Here is a 15,993-nt window from a genome sequence, read left to right as displayed (position 1 = left end):
TTGGGTGACCTACGACCTCCTCATCGCCGGCGGCGGCATCAACGGCTGCGCGATCGCGCGCGAGGCGTCGCTGCTCGGGCTCAAGGTGCTGCTTGTCGAGCGCGACGACCTCGCCGCGCACACCTCCTCCGCCTCGAGCAAGCTGATCCATGGCGGGCTGCGCTACCTCGAAAGCTACGACTTCCGCCTCGTCCGCGAAGGCCTGCACGAGCGCGAGCATCTGCTCGCCGCCGCCCCGCACCTCGTCCGGCCGATGGCCTTCGTCCTGCCGCACGCGCACAGCCTCCGCCCGTGGTGGATGGTCCGCGCCGGGCTCTATCTCTACGACCTGCTCGCGGGCCGGACCAAGCTGGCCAAGTCGCGCGGTCTCTCGCCCAACGACACCGCCTACACCGCGCCACTCAAGGGCGGGCATCGCGGCTTCGTCTACATCGACGCCTTTGTCGACGATTCACGGCTGACCCTCGCCAACGCGCAGGACGCCGCGCTCAACGGCGCCGAGATCGTCACCCGCACCGCGCTCGCCGCCGCGCGCCGCGAGGGCGACGCCTGGCGCGCCACGCTGTCCGACGGCCGCACCGTCGCCGCCCGCGCGCTGGTCAACGCCGCCGGCCCCTGGGTGCGCGAGCTGCTCGGCGACTTGGACATCGAGACTCGCTCGGGCGTCCGCCTGGTCAAGGGCAGCCACATCGTCGTCCCCGCGCTGCACCAGGGCGACCATGCCTATATCCTCCAGCAGCCCGACCGCCGCATCGTCTTCGCGATCCCCTGGCAGGGCCATACCGCGATCGGCACCACCGACGTCCCGGTCGACGCGCCCGATGCGGCCGGCATCGACGATGCCGAGACCGACTATCTCCTCGCCGCCGCCAACCGCTACTTCACCCGCCAGCTCGTCCGCGCCGACATCGTCACCAGCTGGTCCGGCATCCGCGCGCTCTACGACGATGGCGAGGCGGCGGCACAGGCGGTGACGCGCGACTATCATCTCGATCTCGACCTTTCAGGCCCGCCGCTGCTCTCGGTGTTCGGCGGCAAGATCACCACCGCGCGCGCGCTCGCCGAGGAAACGATGAAGAAGCTCGCGCATCCGCTCGGCTTCCCCTGGCGAACGATCACCCCCGCGCGCGTCCTCCCCGGTGGCATGATCGCCGAGTTCGACAAGTTCCTGGCGGAAGTCCGCCAGCGCTGGCCCTTCCTCGGCGAGGTGCGCTCGGCGCGCATGGCGCATGCCTATGGCACGCTGCTGCTCGACATGCTCGCCGAGGTGAAGGACGAAGCCAGTCTGGGCGCCGATCTCGGTGCCGGCCTCACCGAGATCGAGCTGCGCTGGATGCGCGACCGCGAATGGGCTCGCACCGCGCAGGACGTGCTTTGGCGCCGCAGCAAGCTTGGCCTCGACCCGGCGGCCGACCCCGAAGCGATCACCGCCGCGCTGGCTCAGCCATAGGCGATCCACCGCCCCAGCGTCCCGACCGCCAGCCACAGCCCGATCGACGCCAGCGCCATCGCCCGAGCGCTCCCCGGCACGCGGTGCCGCCACTCGCGAACCCGGTCGCCCCAGCGCAGCCTGAACGCCACCGCATTCGCCAGCGCCACCACGATCAGCACCAGCTTGACGTGAAAGATGCCAGATCCCGCCAGCGATCGCCCGTCCGCCGCGAACAGGATCGTCCCGCTCGGCACCATGATCAGCAGACCGAGCACCGCCACCGGCGTCAGCGCACGCGACAGGGCTTCGATCGGCAGCCCGCGCCACAATCCGGCGATGCGCAGGTCGACGACGCCGATCCCGCCGACCAGCATCACCAGCCCGAGCAGATGGAAGCTGTTGGCGACCGGATAGACCAGCCCCGAGCCGCGCGCCCACGGCCCCACGCCGGCCGCGTCGAGCCATTGCGCCGCGGCGAGGAGCAGTCCCTCCAAGCCCCGCCTCAGCGCAGCTCGACGGTCTTGCCGTTCACCATGATCCGCTCGATCCGCATCTCGGCGGTGCCGTCGCGGCGGGCGTAGCCGGTGAGCCCGACCTTCTTGCCCGGCGCGACCTCGGCCTGGGTCAGACCGCGCGCCTCCATCCGCCCGGTCGGCGCCAGGATGATGTCCCAGCTCTTGCCCTTCCACCGCATCTTCGCGGTGCCGTGCGGGTTGCCCCAGTTGAGCTCGGTGAAGCTGCCGTTGAGCGTGATCGGCTTGGTCTCGTCATAGGACGACCAGCCATGATGCGCCGCCGCCGGCAGCGCGATGGCGGCCGCCGCAGCGGCGAACAGCGTGAGCGAACGCATGTTTCATCTCCCGGTAAGGATGCCGGAGGATACGCGCGAACGCGCCCACGGTTCAAATCAATAGGCGCGCGCGACGAAAATCCGCTCGACCGCCGGTCGGCCGGTGAACACGCACGTCCCGTCCGCCGGCGCCGCGTCGAGCGGCACGTTGCGGAAGGTGAGCTTCAGGCCCTTGATCTTCTCGACCACCGCGTCGAGCTCGGCCCCGCTCGGCTTCGCCCATTGCACCTCGACCCAGCCCGGATATTTGTTCGGCGCCTCGAAATAGGCCTGCAGCGCCTCGAAGCTCTCGACCCCGCGCACGATGTTCGCGTCCATCCGCGCGCGCGCTTCGCCGTGCAGCGCCGCCTGGATGTCCTGCAACAGCCCCGTCGCCTGCGTGATGAACTCGCCCTTGGCGACGATCGCGCTGTCGAGCTTGCCGTCCTCGCGATACAGCCGGTCGCGGCGGATCACCGAGACGTTGCCGCCCGCGACGTCGCGTCCGCCCACCTCGATCACCAGCGGCGCGCCCTTCTTGATCCAGCCCCAGCGCTTGGTCGCCGCCTTCGACGCGCGCGTGTCGAGCAGCGCGCGCACCGGCTCGCCGAACACCGAATGCGCGGCGAGCTCGGCCTGCAGCGCCTTGCAATAGTCGAGCACCGCCGCGTCCTCGTCATTGTCGCGCAGCATCGGCACGATCACCACCTGCCACGGCGCCAGCCGCGGCGGCACGCGCAGGCCGTCGTCGTCGCCATGCGTCATGATCAGCCCGCCGATCATCCGCGTCGACATCCCCCAGCTGATCGTGTTGGCGAGCTCGAACTCGCCGTTCGCATTCTGGAAGCGGATGTTCTGGGCGTGCGCGAAATTGGTGCCGAGGAAATGGCTGGTGCCGGCCTGCAGCGCCTTGCCGTCCTGCATCATCGCCTCGATCGAATAGGTCGCGACCGCGCCCGGGAAGCGCTCATTCTCGGGCTTCTCGCCCGCGATCACCGGGATCGCGGCGACGTCCTCGGCGAAGGCGCGGTACATCTCGAGCGCCTTCAGCGTCTCCTCGCGCGCCTGCTCGGGGCTGGCATAGGCGGCATGCCCCTCCTGCCACAGGAACTCGGCGGTGCGCAGGAACATGCGCGTGCGCATCTCCCAGCGCACCACGTTCGCCCATTGGTTGACCTGCACCGGCAGGTCGCGCCACGACTGGATCCAGCGCGAGAAGGCGGTGCCGATCACCGTCTCCGAGGTCGGCCGCACCACCAACGGCTCCTCCAGCTTCGCCTCGGGGTCGGGCACCAGCCCGCCCTTGCCGTCGCCGATCAGCCGATGGTGCGTCACCACCGCCATCTCCTTGGCGAAGCCCTCGACATGCTCCGCTTCCTTCTCGAAATAGGAGAGCGGGATGAACAGCGGGAAATAGGCGTTGTCGTACCCCGCCGCCTTGATCCGGGCGTCGAGCAGTCGCTGGATGCGCTCCCAGATTCCGTATCCCCAGGGCCGCATCACCATGCAGCCGCGAACCCCCGATTCCTCGGCCATGTCCGCTTCCGAGATGACGGCCTGATACCAGGCGGCGAAGTCCGCTTCGCGGGTGAGGTTGAGCGCATGCTTGATCATGGCGGCGGCGGATAGCGCGTCGCGTGGCCGCCGTCACCCCGCTTCACGGCTTGCCCCTAGCCCCGCACGCTCCTAGGCGGTCCCCATGCCCTCCGACCGCATCATGCTCGGCCTCGGCCTGCGCCTGCTTGCGATCCTGATGCTCTCGACGATGGGCGCGCTGATCAAGCTGGTCGAGACGCGCGGCGCGCATCTCGTCGAGATCATGCTGTTCCGCCAGCTCTTCGCGATCCCCTTCATCCTCGCCTGGGTCGCGGCCGGCGCCGGCCTCGCCTCGCTGCGCACGCGGCATTTCGGGATGCACGTCACCCGCTCGGCGGTCGGCCTCACCGGGATGGTGTTCAACTTCGGCGCGGTGCTGCTCCTGCCGCTGGCCGAGGCGACCACCTTCGGCTTCACCGTGCCGATCTTCGCCACCCTGCTCGGCGCGCTGGTGCTCAAGGAGCCGACCGGCTGGCATCGCTGGGGCGCGGTGCTCGCGGGGTTCGTCGGCGTGCTGATCGTCACCCAGCCGGGCAGCGGCCATATCCCGCTCGGCGGCGCGCTGGTCGGGCTCATCGCGGCGCTGTTCGTCGCGATCGTCGCAATCCAGCTGCGCCAGATGGCCCGCACCGAGGCGCCGCCGACCACCGTCTTCTGGTTCTCCATCCTCTCGGTCCCGCCGCTCGCGATCGGCTATCTCTTCGTCGCCGCGCCGCACGACTGGCAGACCTTCGCGCTGCTCGTCGCGATCGGCCTGGTCGGCGGCGCGGCGCAGCTCGCGCTCACCGCGGCGCTGCGCTTCGCCCCGGTCTCGGTGGTGGTGCCGATGGACTATTCGAGCCTGATCTGGGCGACGCTCTACGGCTATCTGCTGTTCGGCGCGCTGCCCAGTCCGTGGACCTGGGTCGGCGCGCCGATCATCATCGCCAGCGGTCTCTACATCGTCTGGCGCGAGCGCCAGCGCGGGCTCGCGCGCAGCTCGCCGGTCACGGCGGCCGACGAACCGCCGACCGGCGCTTAGCGCCGGTAGACGAGGATCAGGTTGTTGGCGGGCATCTCCACCAGCCGCTCGAACGCCAGGCCGCGCGCCGCCGCCGCCTCGCTCACCTGCGCCACGTCGCGCAGCCCCCAGCGCGGATCGCGCGCCTTGAGCGAAGCGTCGAACGCCTCGTTCGACGGCGCGGTCGGCACCTCGGCGCGGCGATAGGGGCCATAGAGGATCAGCGGCGCGCCCGGCACCAGCACGCGCGCCGCGCCGTCGAGCAGCCCCAGGGTCGCGTGCCACGGGCTGATATGCACCATGTTGATGCACAGCAGCGCATCCGCCCGCTCGACCGGCCAGTCCGCCGCGGCGGCATCGATCGCCAGCGGCGGCGCGACGTTCGCCAGCCCCACGCACCACGCAGCGATCGATGCCAGTGCGGCGGGCTCGGGGTCGCTCGGCTGCCAGCGCAGGCCGGGGAAGCGCGCCGCGAAGAAGGCGCAATGCTCGCCGCTCCCGCTGGCGATCTCGATCACCGTGCCCGATCGCGGCAGCACCTCGTCCAGCACCGCCGCGATCGGCTCGCGGTTGCGCGCCGTCGCCGGCGCATGCTTACGCACCGCGCCACTATCTTCGGCGGCGATCCAGGGCGTCGGGTCGGCCATCACGACGCCGCGAACAGTTCGAGGAACTTGAGCGCCAGCGGGCTCTTCTCGACCTCGGCCACCTGCGTGCGGTTGCCCCAGTGCACCCCGTCGGTATTGCCCAGCACCACCAGGGTCAGCCCCTCGCCCGGCACCTTGAGCAGCAGCCCGGCATAGGCCTCGGGCCACCAGCCGCCGTGCCACACCAGCTGCTGTCCGCGCCAGCTCTGGGTCCACCAGCCATAGGCATAGCCGGCCGGCTTGCCGTCGGGATCGGTCGGCGGCGTCCACATGATCTTGCGCAGCGCCGGCGACAGGATCCGCCCCTGATCGAGCGCCAGCGAATATTCGGCGAGGCTGCGCGCGCTGGCGATGATCCCGCTCGACGCGTTCATCTCGGGATTGGGCAAGGGCGTCGGCGCCAGGCTGTCCCATCCGTCCTTGCCGCTGGTGAACGGCGGGGCGAGGTTCCGCAGCGCTGCGCCGCCCTTGGGATCGCGCCATCCGGCGGCGATGTCCTTCAGACCCGCCTTGTCGAGCACGTACAGCCGCACCCAATGGTCGAACGGCTTGCCGGTCTTCTCCTCGACCCAGTTCGCCAGCCGCCCGAACACCACCGGATTGTACATGAAGTTGCTGCCCGGCGTGCCCAGCACGCGCATCTGCAGCACCTGCCGCACGCTGATCTTGGCGCTGCAATCGAGCTTGGGCGGCACATAGCCGTCCTCCAGCTTGACCCCGCCGCCAAAGATGCCGCCGCTCTTGGTCAGCCCCTCGCAGCGCTGCTTCCAGTCGGACAGCGTGGTGAATTCGTCATCGAGGCGGATCACCTTGTCCGCGTCCATCGCCAGCAGCGTCGCGGCGGTGAAGGTCTTGGTGATCGATGCGACGAGGTAGCTGGTGTCCCCCGTCGTCCGCTCCTCGGCGTCGTGGTCCTGCCAGCCGATCCCCTCGGCGGCCACGATCCTGCCGTCCTTGACGATCGCATAGGACAGGCTGAGCACCGCATGTTCCTTGCGGAACTCGGTCGCGAACGCCTTGAACTCCGCGAGCTTGGCCGCGTCGTCCGGCTGCGCGTGCGACGGCGTGGCGAACAACAGCGCGGCGGCGGTCAGGAACCTGCGAATCATGAAAAGCTCCCCGGTTTTGCCGAAGGCTAGGCGACACTCGGCGGTTCACGCACCTGCTAATTCTCATCGTCATCCCCGCGTAGGCGGGGATCCATTCTCGCTGACCGATCGGCCCCTGCCGCCACATCAACGCCAATGGATTCCCGCCTGCGCGGGAATGACGAGAAAGATGGTTTGCCGCGCGTCTTGCAACGCGGCCCCTTCTACTCCGCCGCCTCGGCCTGCGCCGGCTCCTTCCACACCAGCACCGGCTTGCGCGCGGCCTGGGTCTCGTCGAGCCGGCGGCGCGGCGCGAAATGCGGCGCCGACTTGAGCGCGGCGTCGCCCGCCTTGGCGCGCTCGGCGACCGAGCGGAAGGCGCCGATGAACTGGTCGAGCGCCGCCTTGCTCTCGGTCTCGGTCGGCTCGACCAGCATCGCGCCGTGCACCACCAGCGGGAAGTAGACCGTCATCGGGTGGAAGCCCTCGTCGATCAGCCCCTTGGCGATGTCGAGCGTCGAGAAGCCCTCGGGCAGTCCCTTGTCGCTGAAGATCGCCTCATGCATGCACGGCCCGCTCTTGGCGAAGGGCGCATCGAGCACATCCTCCAGCGCGCGCAGCACATAGTTCGCATTCAGCACCGAATCCTCGGCCACCTGCCGCAGCCCATCCGCGCCGTGCGACAGGATATAGGTCAGCGCGCGCGTGAACATGCCCATCTGGCCGTGGAACGACACCATCCGGCCGAAGCTCTCGGCATGATGCTCGCCCGCCGTCTCTTCCTCGATCAGCTCGAAGCGGTCGCCCTGCTTCTCGACGAAGGGCAGCGGCGCGAACGGCGCGAGCGCTTCCGACAGCACCACCGGCCCCGAGCCCGGCCCGCCGCCGCCATGCGGGGTCGAGAAGGTCTTGTGCAGGTTGATGTGCATCGCATCGATGCCGAGGTCGCCCGGACGAACTCGGCCGACGATCGCGTTGAAGTTGGCGCCGTCGCAATAGACGTATCCGCCCGCCGCATGCACCGCGTCGCTGATCGCCTTCATGTCCGGCTCGAACAGGCCGCAGGTGTTGGGGTTGGTGATCATCACCCCCGCCACGTCCGGCCCGAGCCGCGCCTTGAGCGCCTCGAGGTCGACGCGCCCGGCTTCGGTCGCCGGGATATCCTCGACGGTGAAGCCCGCGAACGCCGCGGTCGCCGGGTTGGTGCCATGCGCGCTCTCGGGCACCAGCAGCACCTTGCGCGCCTGCTCGCCCTTCGCATCCAGCGCCGCGCGGATCGCGAGGACACCGCACAGCTCGCCATGCGCGCCTGCCTTGGGCGACATCGCCACCGAATGCATGCCGGTCAGCGTCACCAGCCAGTGGGCGAGCTGATGGATCACCTCGAACGCGCCCTGCACGGTATCGACCGGCTGGAGCGGGTGGATGTCGGCGAAGCCGGGCAGCCGCGCCATCCGCTCGTTGAGGCGCGGATTGTGCTTCATCGTGCACGAGCCGAGCGGGAACAGCCCCAGGTCGATCGCATAGTTCTGACGGCTCAGGCGCGTATAGTGGCGCACCGCCTCGGGCTCGGACAGGCCGGGCAGGCCGATGTCGCGGTTGCGCTCGAGCCCGCCCAGCCGCGAGACCGCCTTGGGCGCCTCGGCGAAGTCGACCCCGGTGGTGTCGAGCGAGCCGATCTCGAAGATCAGCGCCTCGTCGAGCATCAGCGCGCGGTTGCCGGTATAGGTCGCCTCGTTGCTGCGGCGTTCGGGCGTCATCTCGGGACGCCAGCCGGACTGGTTGATGCTCATGCCAGCACCTCCTGAAGCGCGGCGGCAAGCGTCTCGACGTCCTCCGCGGTGGTGGTTTCGGTGACCGCGACGACCAGGCCGTTCTCCAGCGCCCCCTCGCCCGGATAGAGCCGCCCCAGCGACACGCCCGCGAGGATCCCCCTGTCGGCCAGCTCGCGAACGATCGGCCGCGCTTCCTTGCTGAGCTTCAGCGTGAACTCGTTGAAGAAGGTCGGCGTCACCAGCTCGACCCCCGGCACCTGCGCCAGCCGCTCGGCCGCGGCGCTCGCGCCCGCATGATTGAGCGCGGCAAGCTGCCGCAGCCCCTTCTCGCCCAGCAAGGTCATGTGGATCGACCAGGCCAGCGCGCACAGCACCGAGCTCGTGCAGATGTTGCTCGTCGCCTTCTCGCGCCGGATATGCTGCTCGCGGGTCGACAGCGTCAGCACGAAGCCGCGCTTGCCCTCGGCGTCCACCGTCTCGCCGGTGAGGCGCCCGGGCATCTGGCGGACATATTTCTCCTTGCACCCGAACAGCCCGACATAGGGGCCGCCAAACTGCAGTCCGACGCCGATCGACTGGCCTTCGCCGACGACGATGTCGGCGCCCATCTCGCCCGGCGACTTGATCGCCCCCAGCGCCACCGGCTCGGTCACCACCGCGACCAGCAGCGCCTTCTTGGCCTGGCACGCGGCGGCAAGGTCGGACAGGTCCGAGATGCGGCCGAGGATGTCGGGATACTGCACCACGACGCACGAGGTCTCGTCGTCGATCATGCCGATCAGCTTCGCCGTGTCCGGCTCGGCGGTCAGCTCGGGCAGCGCCGTCACCAGCTGGTCGCCGGTATATTTCGCCATCGTGTTGGCGACCGAGACGTAATGCGGGTGAAGTCCGCCCGACAGGATCGCCTTCGCGCGCCGGGTGATGCGCCGCGCCATGCCGATCGCCTCCCAGCACGCGGTGGATCCGTCATACATCGAGGCGTTGGCGACATCGGTCCCCAGCAGGCGCGCGACCTGCGTCTGGAACTCGAACATCACCTGCAGCGTGCCCTGCGCGATCTCGGGCTGATAGGGCGTGTAGGCGGTCAAGAACTCGCCGCGCTGGATGATGTGATCGACGCTCGCCGGCACATGGTGGCGATACGCGCCGCAGCCGAGGAAGAAGGGCGCCTCCCCCGCCGACAGGTTCTTGCGGGCGAGCGCAGCCATGTGCCGCTCGACCGCCAGCTCGCTGGCATACGGCGGCAGCCCCGCGATCGGGCCGCTCAGACGGGCGCTCTCGGGCACGTCGACGAACAGATCGTCGATCGCCGCCGCGCCGACCGCCGCGAGCATCGCCTGCCGGTCGTTGGGAGTCAGGGGTAGGTAGCGCAATTGAGTTCTCCGGCCGCTGGCCACTAACCAAAACCGTCACCCCGGCCTCGTGCCGGGGTCCACCTTGCCGCGCGGGATGCCGTCGAGCCTCTCGCCCATCGCCCGCCGCACCGTGGATGCCGGAACGAGTCCGGCATGACGGCGAAAATCAAAGCTTCGACACGAAATCCGCGTACTTGGCCTCGTCCATCAGACCGTCGAGCTCGCTCGTGTCGCTGAGCGACATCTTGAAGAACCAGCCCTCGCCCTCGGGGTCCTCGTTGACCAGCGCGGGATTGTCCTCGAGCGCCGGGTTGCCCTCGATCACCGTGCCGCTGACCGGCGCATAGACGTCGCTCGCCGCCTTGACGCTCTCGACCACCGCGGCGTCGTCGCCCTTGCCGACTTGCTTGCCCTCTTCGGGCACCTCGACGAACACGATGTCGCCGAGCTGGCTCTGCGCATAGTCGGTGATGCCGACGGTGGCGACGTCGCCGTCGACTTCGATCCACTCATGATCTTCGGTGAAATAGCGGCTCATTGTCATGCTCCCTGACGAACATAGCGGTGGGGGACGAAGGGCATCGGCACCACTTCGCCATGATGGATCTTGCCGCGCTGGCTCAGCGTCACGCGCGTGCCGGGCTCGGCCATCGCCACGGGCACATAGGCCATCGCGATCGGCTTCTGCACGGTCGGGGCGAAGCCGCCGCTGGTGACGCGGCCGACCTCGTTGCCCTCGTCGTCGAGCACCAAAGCGCCCTCGCGCACCGGCTGGCGCCCCTCGACGATCAGGCCGACGCGGCGCTGGATCGGGCCGTGCTCGCGCTCCAGCAGGATGCGCTGCGCGCCCGGAAAGTTCGCCTCCTCACGCCGCCGCTTGCTCGCGACCGCGAAGTTCAGCGCCGCCATGATCGGCGTCGTCTCGGTGTCGAGGTCGTGCCCGTAGAGCGGCAGGTCCGCCTCGAGCCGCAGCGAATCGCGCGCGCCAAGGCCGATCGGCTTGACCTCCGGCTGCCCCGTCAGCGCATCGGCCAGCGCCGCGGCCTTGTCCGCCTCGACCGAGATCTCGAACCCGTCCTCGCCGGTATAGCCCGACCGGCTGATCCACAGGCTGGTGCCGTTCCTCTCGAACCGCCCGCCGCGCATGAACACGAGGCGCTCCACGCCCGGCACCACCCGGCTCAGCGCATCGACCGCCTTCGGCCCCTGCAGCGCGAGCAGCGCATGCTCGTCCATATGGTTGATGTCGATCGCGTCGGGCAGATGCTCGCGCAGATGCGCGATGTCGTCCCATTTGCACGCGCCGTTGACGACCATGTAGATGCCATCCGCCCAGCGCGTGAACATGAGGTCGTCGAGGATCCCGCCATTCTCGGCGAGCAGCAGCGAATATTTCTGCCCGTCGACCTTCACCCCCGCGACGTCCGCCGGGATCAGCGCCTCGAGCGCCGCGTCGAGCCCGTCGCCCGACAGGAACAGCTGCCCCATGTGCGACACGTCGAACAGCCCGGCATTCTCGCGCACCCACAGATGCTCGGCCATGATGCCTTCATACTGGACCGGCATCTCATAGCCCGCGAACGGCACCATCCGCCCGCCCCGCGCGCGGTGCCAGGCGTCCAGCGGCAACCTCAGCAGCTCGACATTCTCGCCGCCCTCGGGATCGCCCGAATATTCGGTGCCGCGCGCCTGGGTGGCGTCGGTGGGGCCGTTATGGACTTTCTCGCTCACTTGCGCGGACTCCCGTGATTGGTGACGACGAACCAAAGCGCACGAGGCGCCGGGAAGTTCGCCGCCCCCTCTGTCACGGAACCTGAGAGCTTTCCCCCGCGGCGCGGAGTTACCCCTTCGGTGGCCCGGACCTTCGTCCGAGCGCTTTCCAGAGTGTCGTGGCCCCGCGCGGTCCTGGGTGCCTGAGAGATTCCGGGGCGGTTGCTCCTTCGGCGGAGGTGTTTGACGACCCCTGCTCTCCCGCGCGTGCCTTAAACGGTTGCCCGTTGCCGACGCATCTCGTCTGATCGGGCGCGGCAACGGAGTCAATCACTAACGATCGTCACCCCAGCGAAAGCTGGGGTCTCCTGCCACAGGCGCCCCGCTGGAGGCGAAAGACCCCAGCTTTCGCCGGGGTGACGGCTTGTTACCGCGTCGCGTTGTATTTCAGCTGCTCATCCGTCAGCTGGAAGCCGACCAGCGCCTCGAACGAGGCGCGCAGTACCGCCTGGCGGATCTCGGGACGCGCCAGCGGGTCCATCGCCGCGGTCTCGTCGCCGGCCTTGCGCCGCTGGGTGATCTGGCGGCGGATGTCCTCGGGCAAGGTCGCCGCCGCGCGGTTGACATAGGCCTGGCCCGTGCCCGTCGCCGAGGCGCGGGTCTGGCCGGGCTCGAAGCGCAGCGTCACCTGCCCCAGCCGCTTCGACACGACCGAGCTGCCGCCCTGCACCACCGCCACATAATAGGGCAAGGTCACCTCGCGCGCGCCCTCGCCCGAGCGGCGGCTGCCCAGCACCTCGAAGTTGATCGCGGTGTAGATCGTCTCGCTCGCATCGTTGCAGGTCGAGGTAACGTTGGTCAGCACCGCGGTCACGTCGATCGCGCTCGCGTCGCGGCTGGTCGCGGGGTTGAACAGCGTGATGTCGCCGGTGTGCGCCGCCACGCCGACTCGCGGACAGGCCGAACGGACCTGGGTGATGCCCCCCTCGGCGATGTCGCCCGTCTTCGAGCAGCCGGCGAGCGCCAGAATCGTCGTCGCGGCGAGACCAAATTTGCGGATACTCAAGAGGGGCACCTTTCCCGAACTGACATTTGGCCACGCCGCAGGGCAGGCGCCGGCCCGCCACGTCATAGGAACCGCCTTTCGCCCGCGCAAGCAATCGCGTAGAGCCTCGCGCAACATGAGCAGTCCGTCGAACCTTGGCGACAAGCCCGCACTGGAGTTGTTGATCGCCGCCCCGCGCGGCTTTTGCGCGGGCGTGGACCGCGCGATCCAGATCGTCGAGCGCGCGATCGAGAAGCACGGCGCGCCGGTCTATGTCCGGCACGAGATCGTCCACAACAAGTTCGTGGTCGATTCGTTGAAGGCCAAGGGCGCGGTGTTCGTCGACGAGCTCGACCAGGTACCCGACGGTGTCCCCGTGGTGTTCTCGGCGCACGGCGTGCCCAAGGCAGTACCGGCCGAGGCGCAGGATCGCGGCCTCTCCTATCTCGACGCCACCTGCCCGCTGGTGTCCAAGGTCCACCGCCAGGCCGAGCGGCTGGTCGCGGCGGGCCGCCACATCCTGTTCATCGGCCATGCCGGCCATCCCGAGGTGATCGGCACCTTCGGCCAGGTGCCCGAGGGCAGCATGACTTTGGTCGAGACCGAGGCGGATGCCGACGCGGTCGCGCCGGCCGATCCCGCCAACCTCGCCTTCCTGACCCAGACCACGCTGTCGGTGGACGACACCGCGGCGATCCTCGGCATCCTCCAGCGCCGTTTCCCCGGCATCGTCGCGCCCAAGGCCGACGACATCTGCTATGCGACCTCGAACCGCCAGGCCGCGGTGCGCGCGATCGCGCAATCGTGCGACCTGGTGCTGGTGATCGGCGCGCCCAATTCGTCCAACTCGCTGCGGCTGGTCGAGGTGGCGGAGCGCGAGGGCACCGGCGCCAGGCTGATCCAGCGCGCCGACGATCTCGACTTCGACTGGCTCGAGGGCGTGGCCACGCTCGGCATCACCGCGGGGGCCTCGGCGCCGGAGGTGCTGGTGCGCGAGCTGGTCGACAAGCTCGCCACGCGCTTCGAGGTCAACGAGCGCCAGGTCGAGACGGCGCAGGAAACCATCGCCTTCAAGCTCCCCCGCGGCCTCGAAGCCGCCTGAGCCATGGCCGTCTACACGCAGGTCTCGGCGGAAGCGCTCGCCGCCTTTCTCGCGCGCTACGACGTCGGCGAGCTGGTCTCGGCCAAGGGCATCGCCGAGGGGGTGGAGAACTCCAACTATCTCGTCGAGACGACGCGCGACCGCTTCATCCTGACGCTCTACGAGAAGCGCGTCGATGTCGGCGACCTGCCCTATTTCATGGGCCTGCTCGATCACCTCGCCGCCAAGGGGCTGCCGGTGCCGCCCGCGATCAAGGACCTTAGCGGGGTCGAGATCCAGGCGCTCGAAGGCCGTCCCGCCTGCCTGATCAAGTTCCTGCCCGGCGTCTCGCTCTCCACCCCGACGCCCGCCCAGGCCGAAGCCGCCGCGCGTGCAATGGCGCAGATGCACGCCGCCGTCGCCGACTTCACGCTCGACCGGCCCAACTCGATGGGCGTCGACAGCTGGCAGCCGCTGTTCGAGAAATGCGGCCGCAGCCTCGATCAGATCGCGCCGGGCCTCTACGACGACCTCGCCCATGCGATTGATCGGATCGTCCCCGTCTGGTCCGGGGAGGCGTTCGATCACTGCGCGGTCCACGCCGATCTCTTTCCCGACAATGTCCTGATGCTGGGCGACGAGGTCACCGGCCTGATCGACTTCTACTTCGCCTGCACCGATATTCGCATTTACGACCTCGCCGTGATGCACAGCGCCTGGTCGTTCGACGCCACCGGCAGCGACTATCGCGCGGACATCGGCGATGCGCTGATCCGCGGCTACGAGACCCGCTTCCCACTCGCGGCATTCGAACGCGCCGAATTCGGCAAGCTCGCCAGTGGTGCCTGCATCCGCTTCGCGCTGTCGCGCGCCTGGGACTGGCTCAACACGCCGGCCGACGCGCTGGTGATGCGCAAGGACCCGCTCGCCTATGTCCGGCGGCTCAAGCAGTATGATCCGGCGCTGGTGACGCGCGTCGCATGACCGAGATGCCGCTGGTCGAGATCGCCACCGACGGGGCGTGCAAGGGCAATCCCGGCCGCGGCGGCTGGGGCGTGGTGCTGCGCTCGGGCACGACCGAGCGCGAGCTCTCCGGTGGCGAGCCCGACACCACCAACAACCGCATGGAGCTGATGGCGGCGATCCAGGGGCTCAAGGCCTTGAAAAAGCCGTGCCGGGTCAAGCTCTCGACCGACAGCCGCTACGTCATGGACGGCCTCACCAAATGGATCTTCGGCTGGCAGAAGAACGGCTGGAAGACCGCCGACAGGAAGCCGGTCAAGAATGCCGACCTGTGGCAGGAGCTCCTCGCCGCGGCCAGGCCGCACCGCATCGAATGGACCTGGGTCAAGGGCCATGCCGGCCACCCCGACAACGAACGCGCCGACAAGCTCGCCAGCGACGCCGCGCTGCGGGTTTAGGGACGGGCGAGGGCGCTGCGTTCCCTCGCGGATCGCGCCGCGCATCTGATTGCGGCCACTGGACAGCGGTAACCGATCGGCAATCTTCCCATGTTCAGATCCGGACATGGACAGGATCTATCATCGCCGTTGGGCACCGGCCCCGGCCTGCAGCGCGACAACGCCGTTGCGATCAACTATCTTCGTCGCATGAGGCGCGGATGTATCTGTGCGGCGGGATTTGCCGGACTCCTTCTGGGCGCCGCCCATGCACGCACGATCGACCAAAAGCCTGTCCCGATCGATTACACCCCGGCGTCGTGCGCGACCGGCAGGCTAGCCGCGATCCCGAAGATCAGCTCCGACGGTATCGCGATCCTGTATCGTTTCGCAGCAACGGATGGTCGGACAAAGGTCGCCCCGGTTGTCCGCCGCATCGAAGAAGAACTGGGACTCAAAATTCGCTATATCGACCGTATTTCCGCAAAGAGCACCCTGGTAACGCAAAGCTATCATCTCCCAAAGAGCAGCGACGCCGCGATCAACGAGCTTTTCAACAATCTGTGTTCGACATTGACCAGGTTCGGCTTCGATATCGACGGTGTCGAGGTCATGTCAGCCAAAGAATTCGAGAGGACTGAGCTTCACGCGGCCGAGGAACGCCGCAAGCTTCACCGCAGGTACAGGGCAGTCCTGGACGAACCCCAAGAGCAGGAGATCGGGGAACTGCTTCGCGCCGACTGGGAAAATGAATTCCGCTACATCTTCTTTCCGCGTCCGGGGGTCGTCTTCTCCCGGGTCCGCGAAAATGATGTGGAATGCCGCTTCATCGAAAGCCGCCGGGACCCGAGGAGGGATCACATCAGCTGCGAGGTCGGCGTTCTCGGCACGTCATCGAACGGCCCGGAATATGGCAAGGGAACGCTGAGGCTGATCCGCAGCGAGAATTACGTAGAGGGCAAGGGAAGAATGCTCATCGTCTACGACGAAGGAGAGGAAGTGGTGATCACCTGAATCCCACGGACGTGGGGCATG

At 68.6% G+C, this 15,993-nt stretch carries 16 protein-coding genes and 1 riboswitch; of the genes, 6 read left to right on the top strand and 10 right to left on the bottom strand.

Annotated elements, in window-relative coordinates; genetic code table 11:
• Positions 1 to 4 precede the first annotated feature (4 nt).
• Positions 5 to 1,450 (top strand): glycerol-3-phosphate dehydrogenase, encoded by a 1,446-nt coding sequence (glpD, locus tag ACO227_RS10385; protein ID WP_423601772.1) that lies wholly within the window; start codon positions 5 to 7, stop codon positions 1,448 to 1,450.
• Here the strand turns inward: glpD and ACO227_RS10380 are convergent.
• From ACO227_RS10380 to ACO227_RS10370, 3 genes are read right to left on the bottom strand one after another with little or no spacing between them, the layout of a single operon-like run.
• Positions 1,441 to 1,926, bottom strand: a complete 486-nt coding sequence (locus tag ACO227_RS10380; protein ID WP_423601771.1) for a DUF6644 family protein — start codon at positions 1,924 to 1,926, stop codon at positions 1,441 to 1,443. The genes glpD and ACO227_RS10380 overlap by 10 nt on opposite strands.
• 8 nt (positions 1,927 to 1,934) lie before the next feature.
• Positions 1,935 to 2,282 carry a DUF6152 family protein gene (locus ACO227_RS10375; RefSeq protein ID WP_423601770.1) on the bottom strand — a complete coding sequence of 116 codons (348 nt, stop codon included), beginning with the start codon at positions 2,280 to 2,282 and terminating at the stop codon, positions 1,935 to 1,937.
• A 57-nt stretch (positions 2,283 to 2,339) separates the two neighbouring features.
• Positions 2,340 to 3,875 (bottom strand): aminoacyl--tRNA ligase-related protein, encoded by a 1,536-nt coding sequence (locus ACO227_RS10370; protein ID WP_423601769.1) that lies wholly within the window; start codon positions 3,873 to 3,875, stop codon positions 2,340 to 2,342.
• 85 nt (positions 3,876 to 3,960) lie between these two features.
• Between ACO227_RS10370 and ACO227_RS10365 the strand changes: the two genes are divergently transcribed.
• A complete protein-coding gene (locus tag ACO227_RS10365) occupies positions 3,961 to 4,878 on the top strand; it encodes a DMT family transporter (RefSeq protein WP_423601768.1) in 918 nt (305 codons plus the stop codon).
• Here the strand turns inward: ACO227_RS10365 and ACO227_RS10360 are convergent.
• From ACO227_RS10360 to ACO227_RS10330, 7 genes are all read right to left on the bottom strand, one after another.
• Positions 4,875 to 5,504 carry a DUF938 domain-containing protein gene (locus tag ACO227_RS10360; protein ID WP_423601767.1) on the bottom strand — a complete coding sequence of 210 codons (630 nt, stop codon included), beginning with the start codon at positions 5,502 to 5,504 and terminating at the stop codon, positions 4,875 to 4,877. The genes ACO227_RS10365 and ACO227_RS10360 overlap by 4 nt on opposite strands.
• A complete protein-coding gene (locus ACO227_RS10355; protein ID WP_423601766.1) occupies positions 5,504 to 6,613 on the bottom strand; it encodes a serine hydrolase domain-containing protein in 1,110 nt (369 codons plus the stop codon). Before ACO227_RS10355 ends, ACO227_RS10360 begins: the two co-directional genes overlap by 1 nt.
• A gap of 203 nt (positions 6,614 to 6,816) precedes the next feature.
• Positions 6,817 to 8,385 (bottom strand): aminomethyl-transferring glycine dehydrogenase subunit GcvPB, encoded by a 1,569-nt coding sequence (gene gcvPB, locus ACO227_RS10350; protein WP_423601765.1) that lies wholly within the window; start codon positions 8,383 to 8,385, stop codon positions 6,817 to 6,819.
• A complete protein-coding gene (gene gcvPA, locus ACO227_RS10345) occupies positions 8,382 to 9,740 on the bottom strand; it encodes an aminomethyl-transferring glycine dehydrogenase subunit GcvPA (protein ID WP_423601764.1) in 1,359 nt (452 codons plus the stop codon). The genes gcvPB and gcvPA overlap by 4 nt, the downstream gene beginning before the upstream one ends.
• A gap of 148 nt (positions 9,741 to 9,888) precedes the next feature.
• On the bottom strand, positions 9,889 to 10,260 hold the full coding sequence (gene gcvH, locus ACO227_RS10340) for a glycine cleavage system protein GcvH (protein ID WP_423601763.1): 372 nt from the start codon (positions 10,258 to 10,260) through the stop codon (positions 9,889 to 9,891).
• Between the two features lie 2 nt (positions 10,261 to 10,262).
• Positions 10,263 to 11,360 carry a glycine cleavage system aminomethyltransferase GcvT gene (gene gcvT / locus ACO227_RS10335; RefSeq protein WP_423607331.1) on the bottom strand — a complete coding sequence of 366 codons (1,098 nt, stop codon included), beginning with the start codon at positions 11,358 to 11,360 and terminating at the stop codon, positions 10,263 to 10,265.
• Between the two features lie 252 nt (positions 11,361 to 11,612).
• Positions 11,613 to 11,706, bottom strand: a riboswitch (glycine riboswitch).
• A 153-nt stretch (positions 11,707 to 11,859) separates the two neighbouring features.
• Positions 11,860 to 12,498 carry a hypothetical protein gene (locus tag ACO227_RS10330; protein WP_423601762.1) on the bottom strand — a complete coding sequence of 213 codons (639 nt, stop codon included), beginning with the start codon at positions 12,496 to 12,498 and terminating at the stop codon, positions 11,860 to 11,862.
• Between the two features lie 115 nt (positions 12,499 to 12,613).
• On the opposite strand from ACO227_RS10330, the gene ispH reads away from it, so the two are divergent.
• The 4 genes from ispH (at position 12,614) to ACO227_RS10310 (ending at position 15,972) form a co-directional block, all read left to right on the top strand.
• Positions 12,614 to 13,579 (top strand): 4-hydroxy-3-methylbut-2-enyl diphosphate reductase, encoded by a 966-nt coding sequence (gene ispH / locus ACO227_RS10325; protein WP_423601761.1) that lies wholly within the window; start codon positions 12,614 to 12,616, stop codon positions 13,577 to 13,579.
• A 3-nt stretch (positions 13,580 to 13,582) separates the two neighbouring features.
• Positions 13,583 to 14,542, top strand: coding sequence for a homoserine kinase (gene thrB, locus ACO227_RS10320; RefSeq protein WP_423601760.1), 960 nt, complete (start codon positions 13,583 to 13,585; stop codon positions 14,540 to 14,542).
• Positions 14,539 to 14,979 (top strand): ribonuclease HI, encoded by a 441-nt coding sequence (gene rnhA / locus ACO227_RS10315; protein WP_423601759.1) that lies wholly within the window; start codon positions 14,539 to 14,541, stop codon positions 14,977 to 14,979. The genes thrB and rnhA overlap by 4 nt, the downstream gene beginning before the upstream one ends.
• Before the next feature lie 129 nt (positions 14,980 to 15,108).
• Entirely contained in the window at positions 15,109 to 15,972 is an 864-nt protein-coding gene (locus ACO227_RS10310; protein ID WP_423601758.1) for a hypothetical protein, read from the top strand.
• Positions 15,973 to 15,993 lie beyond the last annotated feature (21 nt).

It is taken from the genome of Sphingomonas sp. MS122, from assembly GCF_049532975.1.
In the GTDB taxonomy this organism is placed as follows: Bacteria; Pseudomonadota; Alphaproteobacteria; order Sphingomonadales; family Sphingomonadaceae; genus Sphingomonas.
This window is presented reverse-complemented; position numbering and strand designations above follow the sequence as displayed.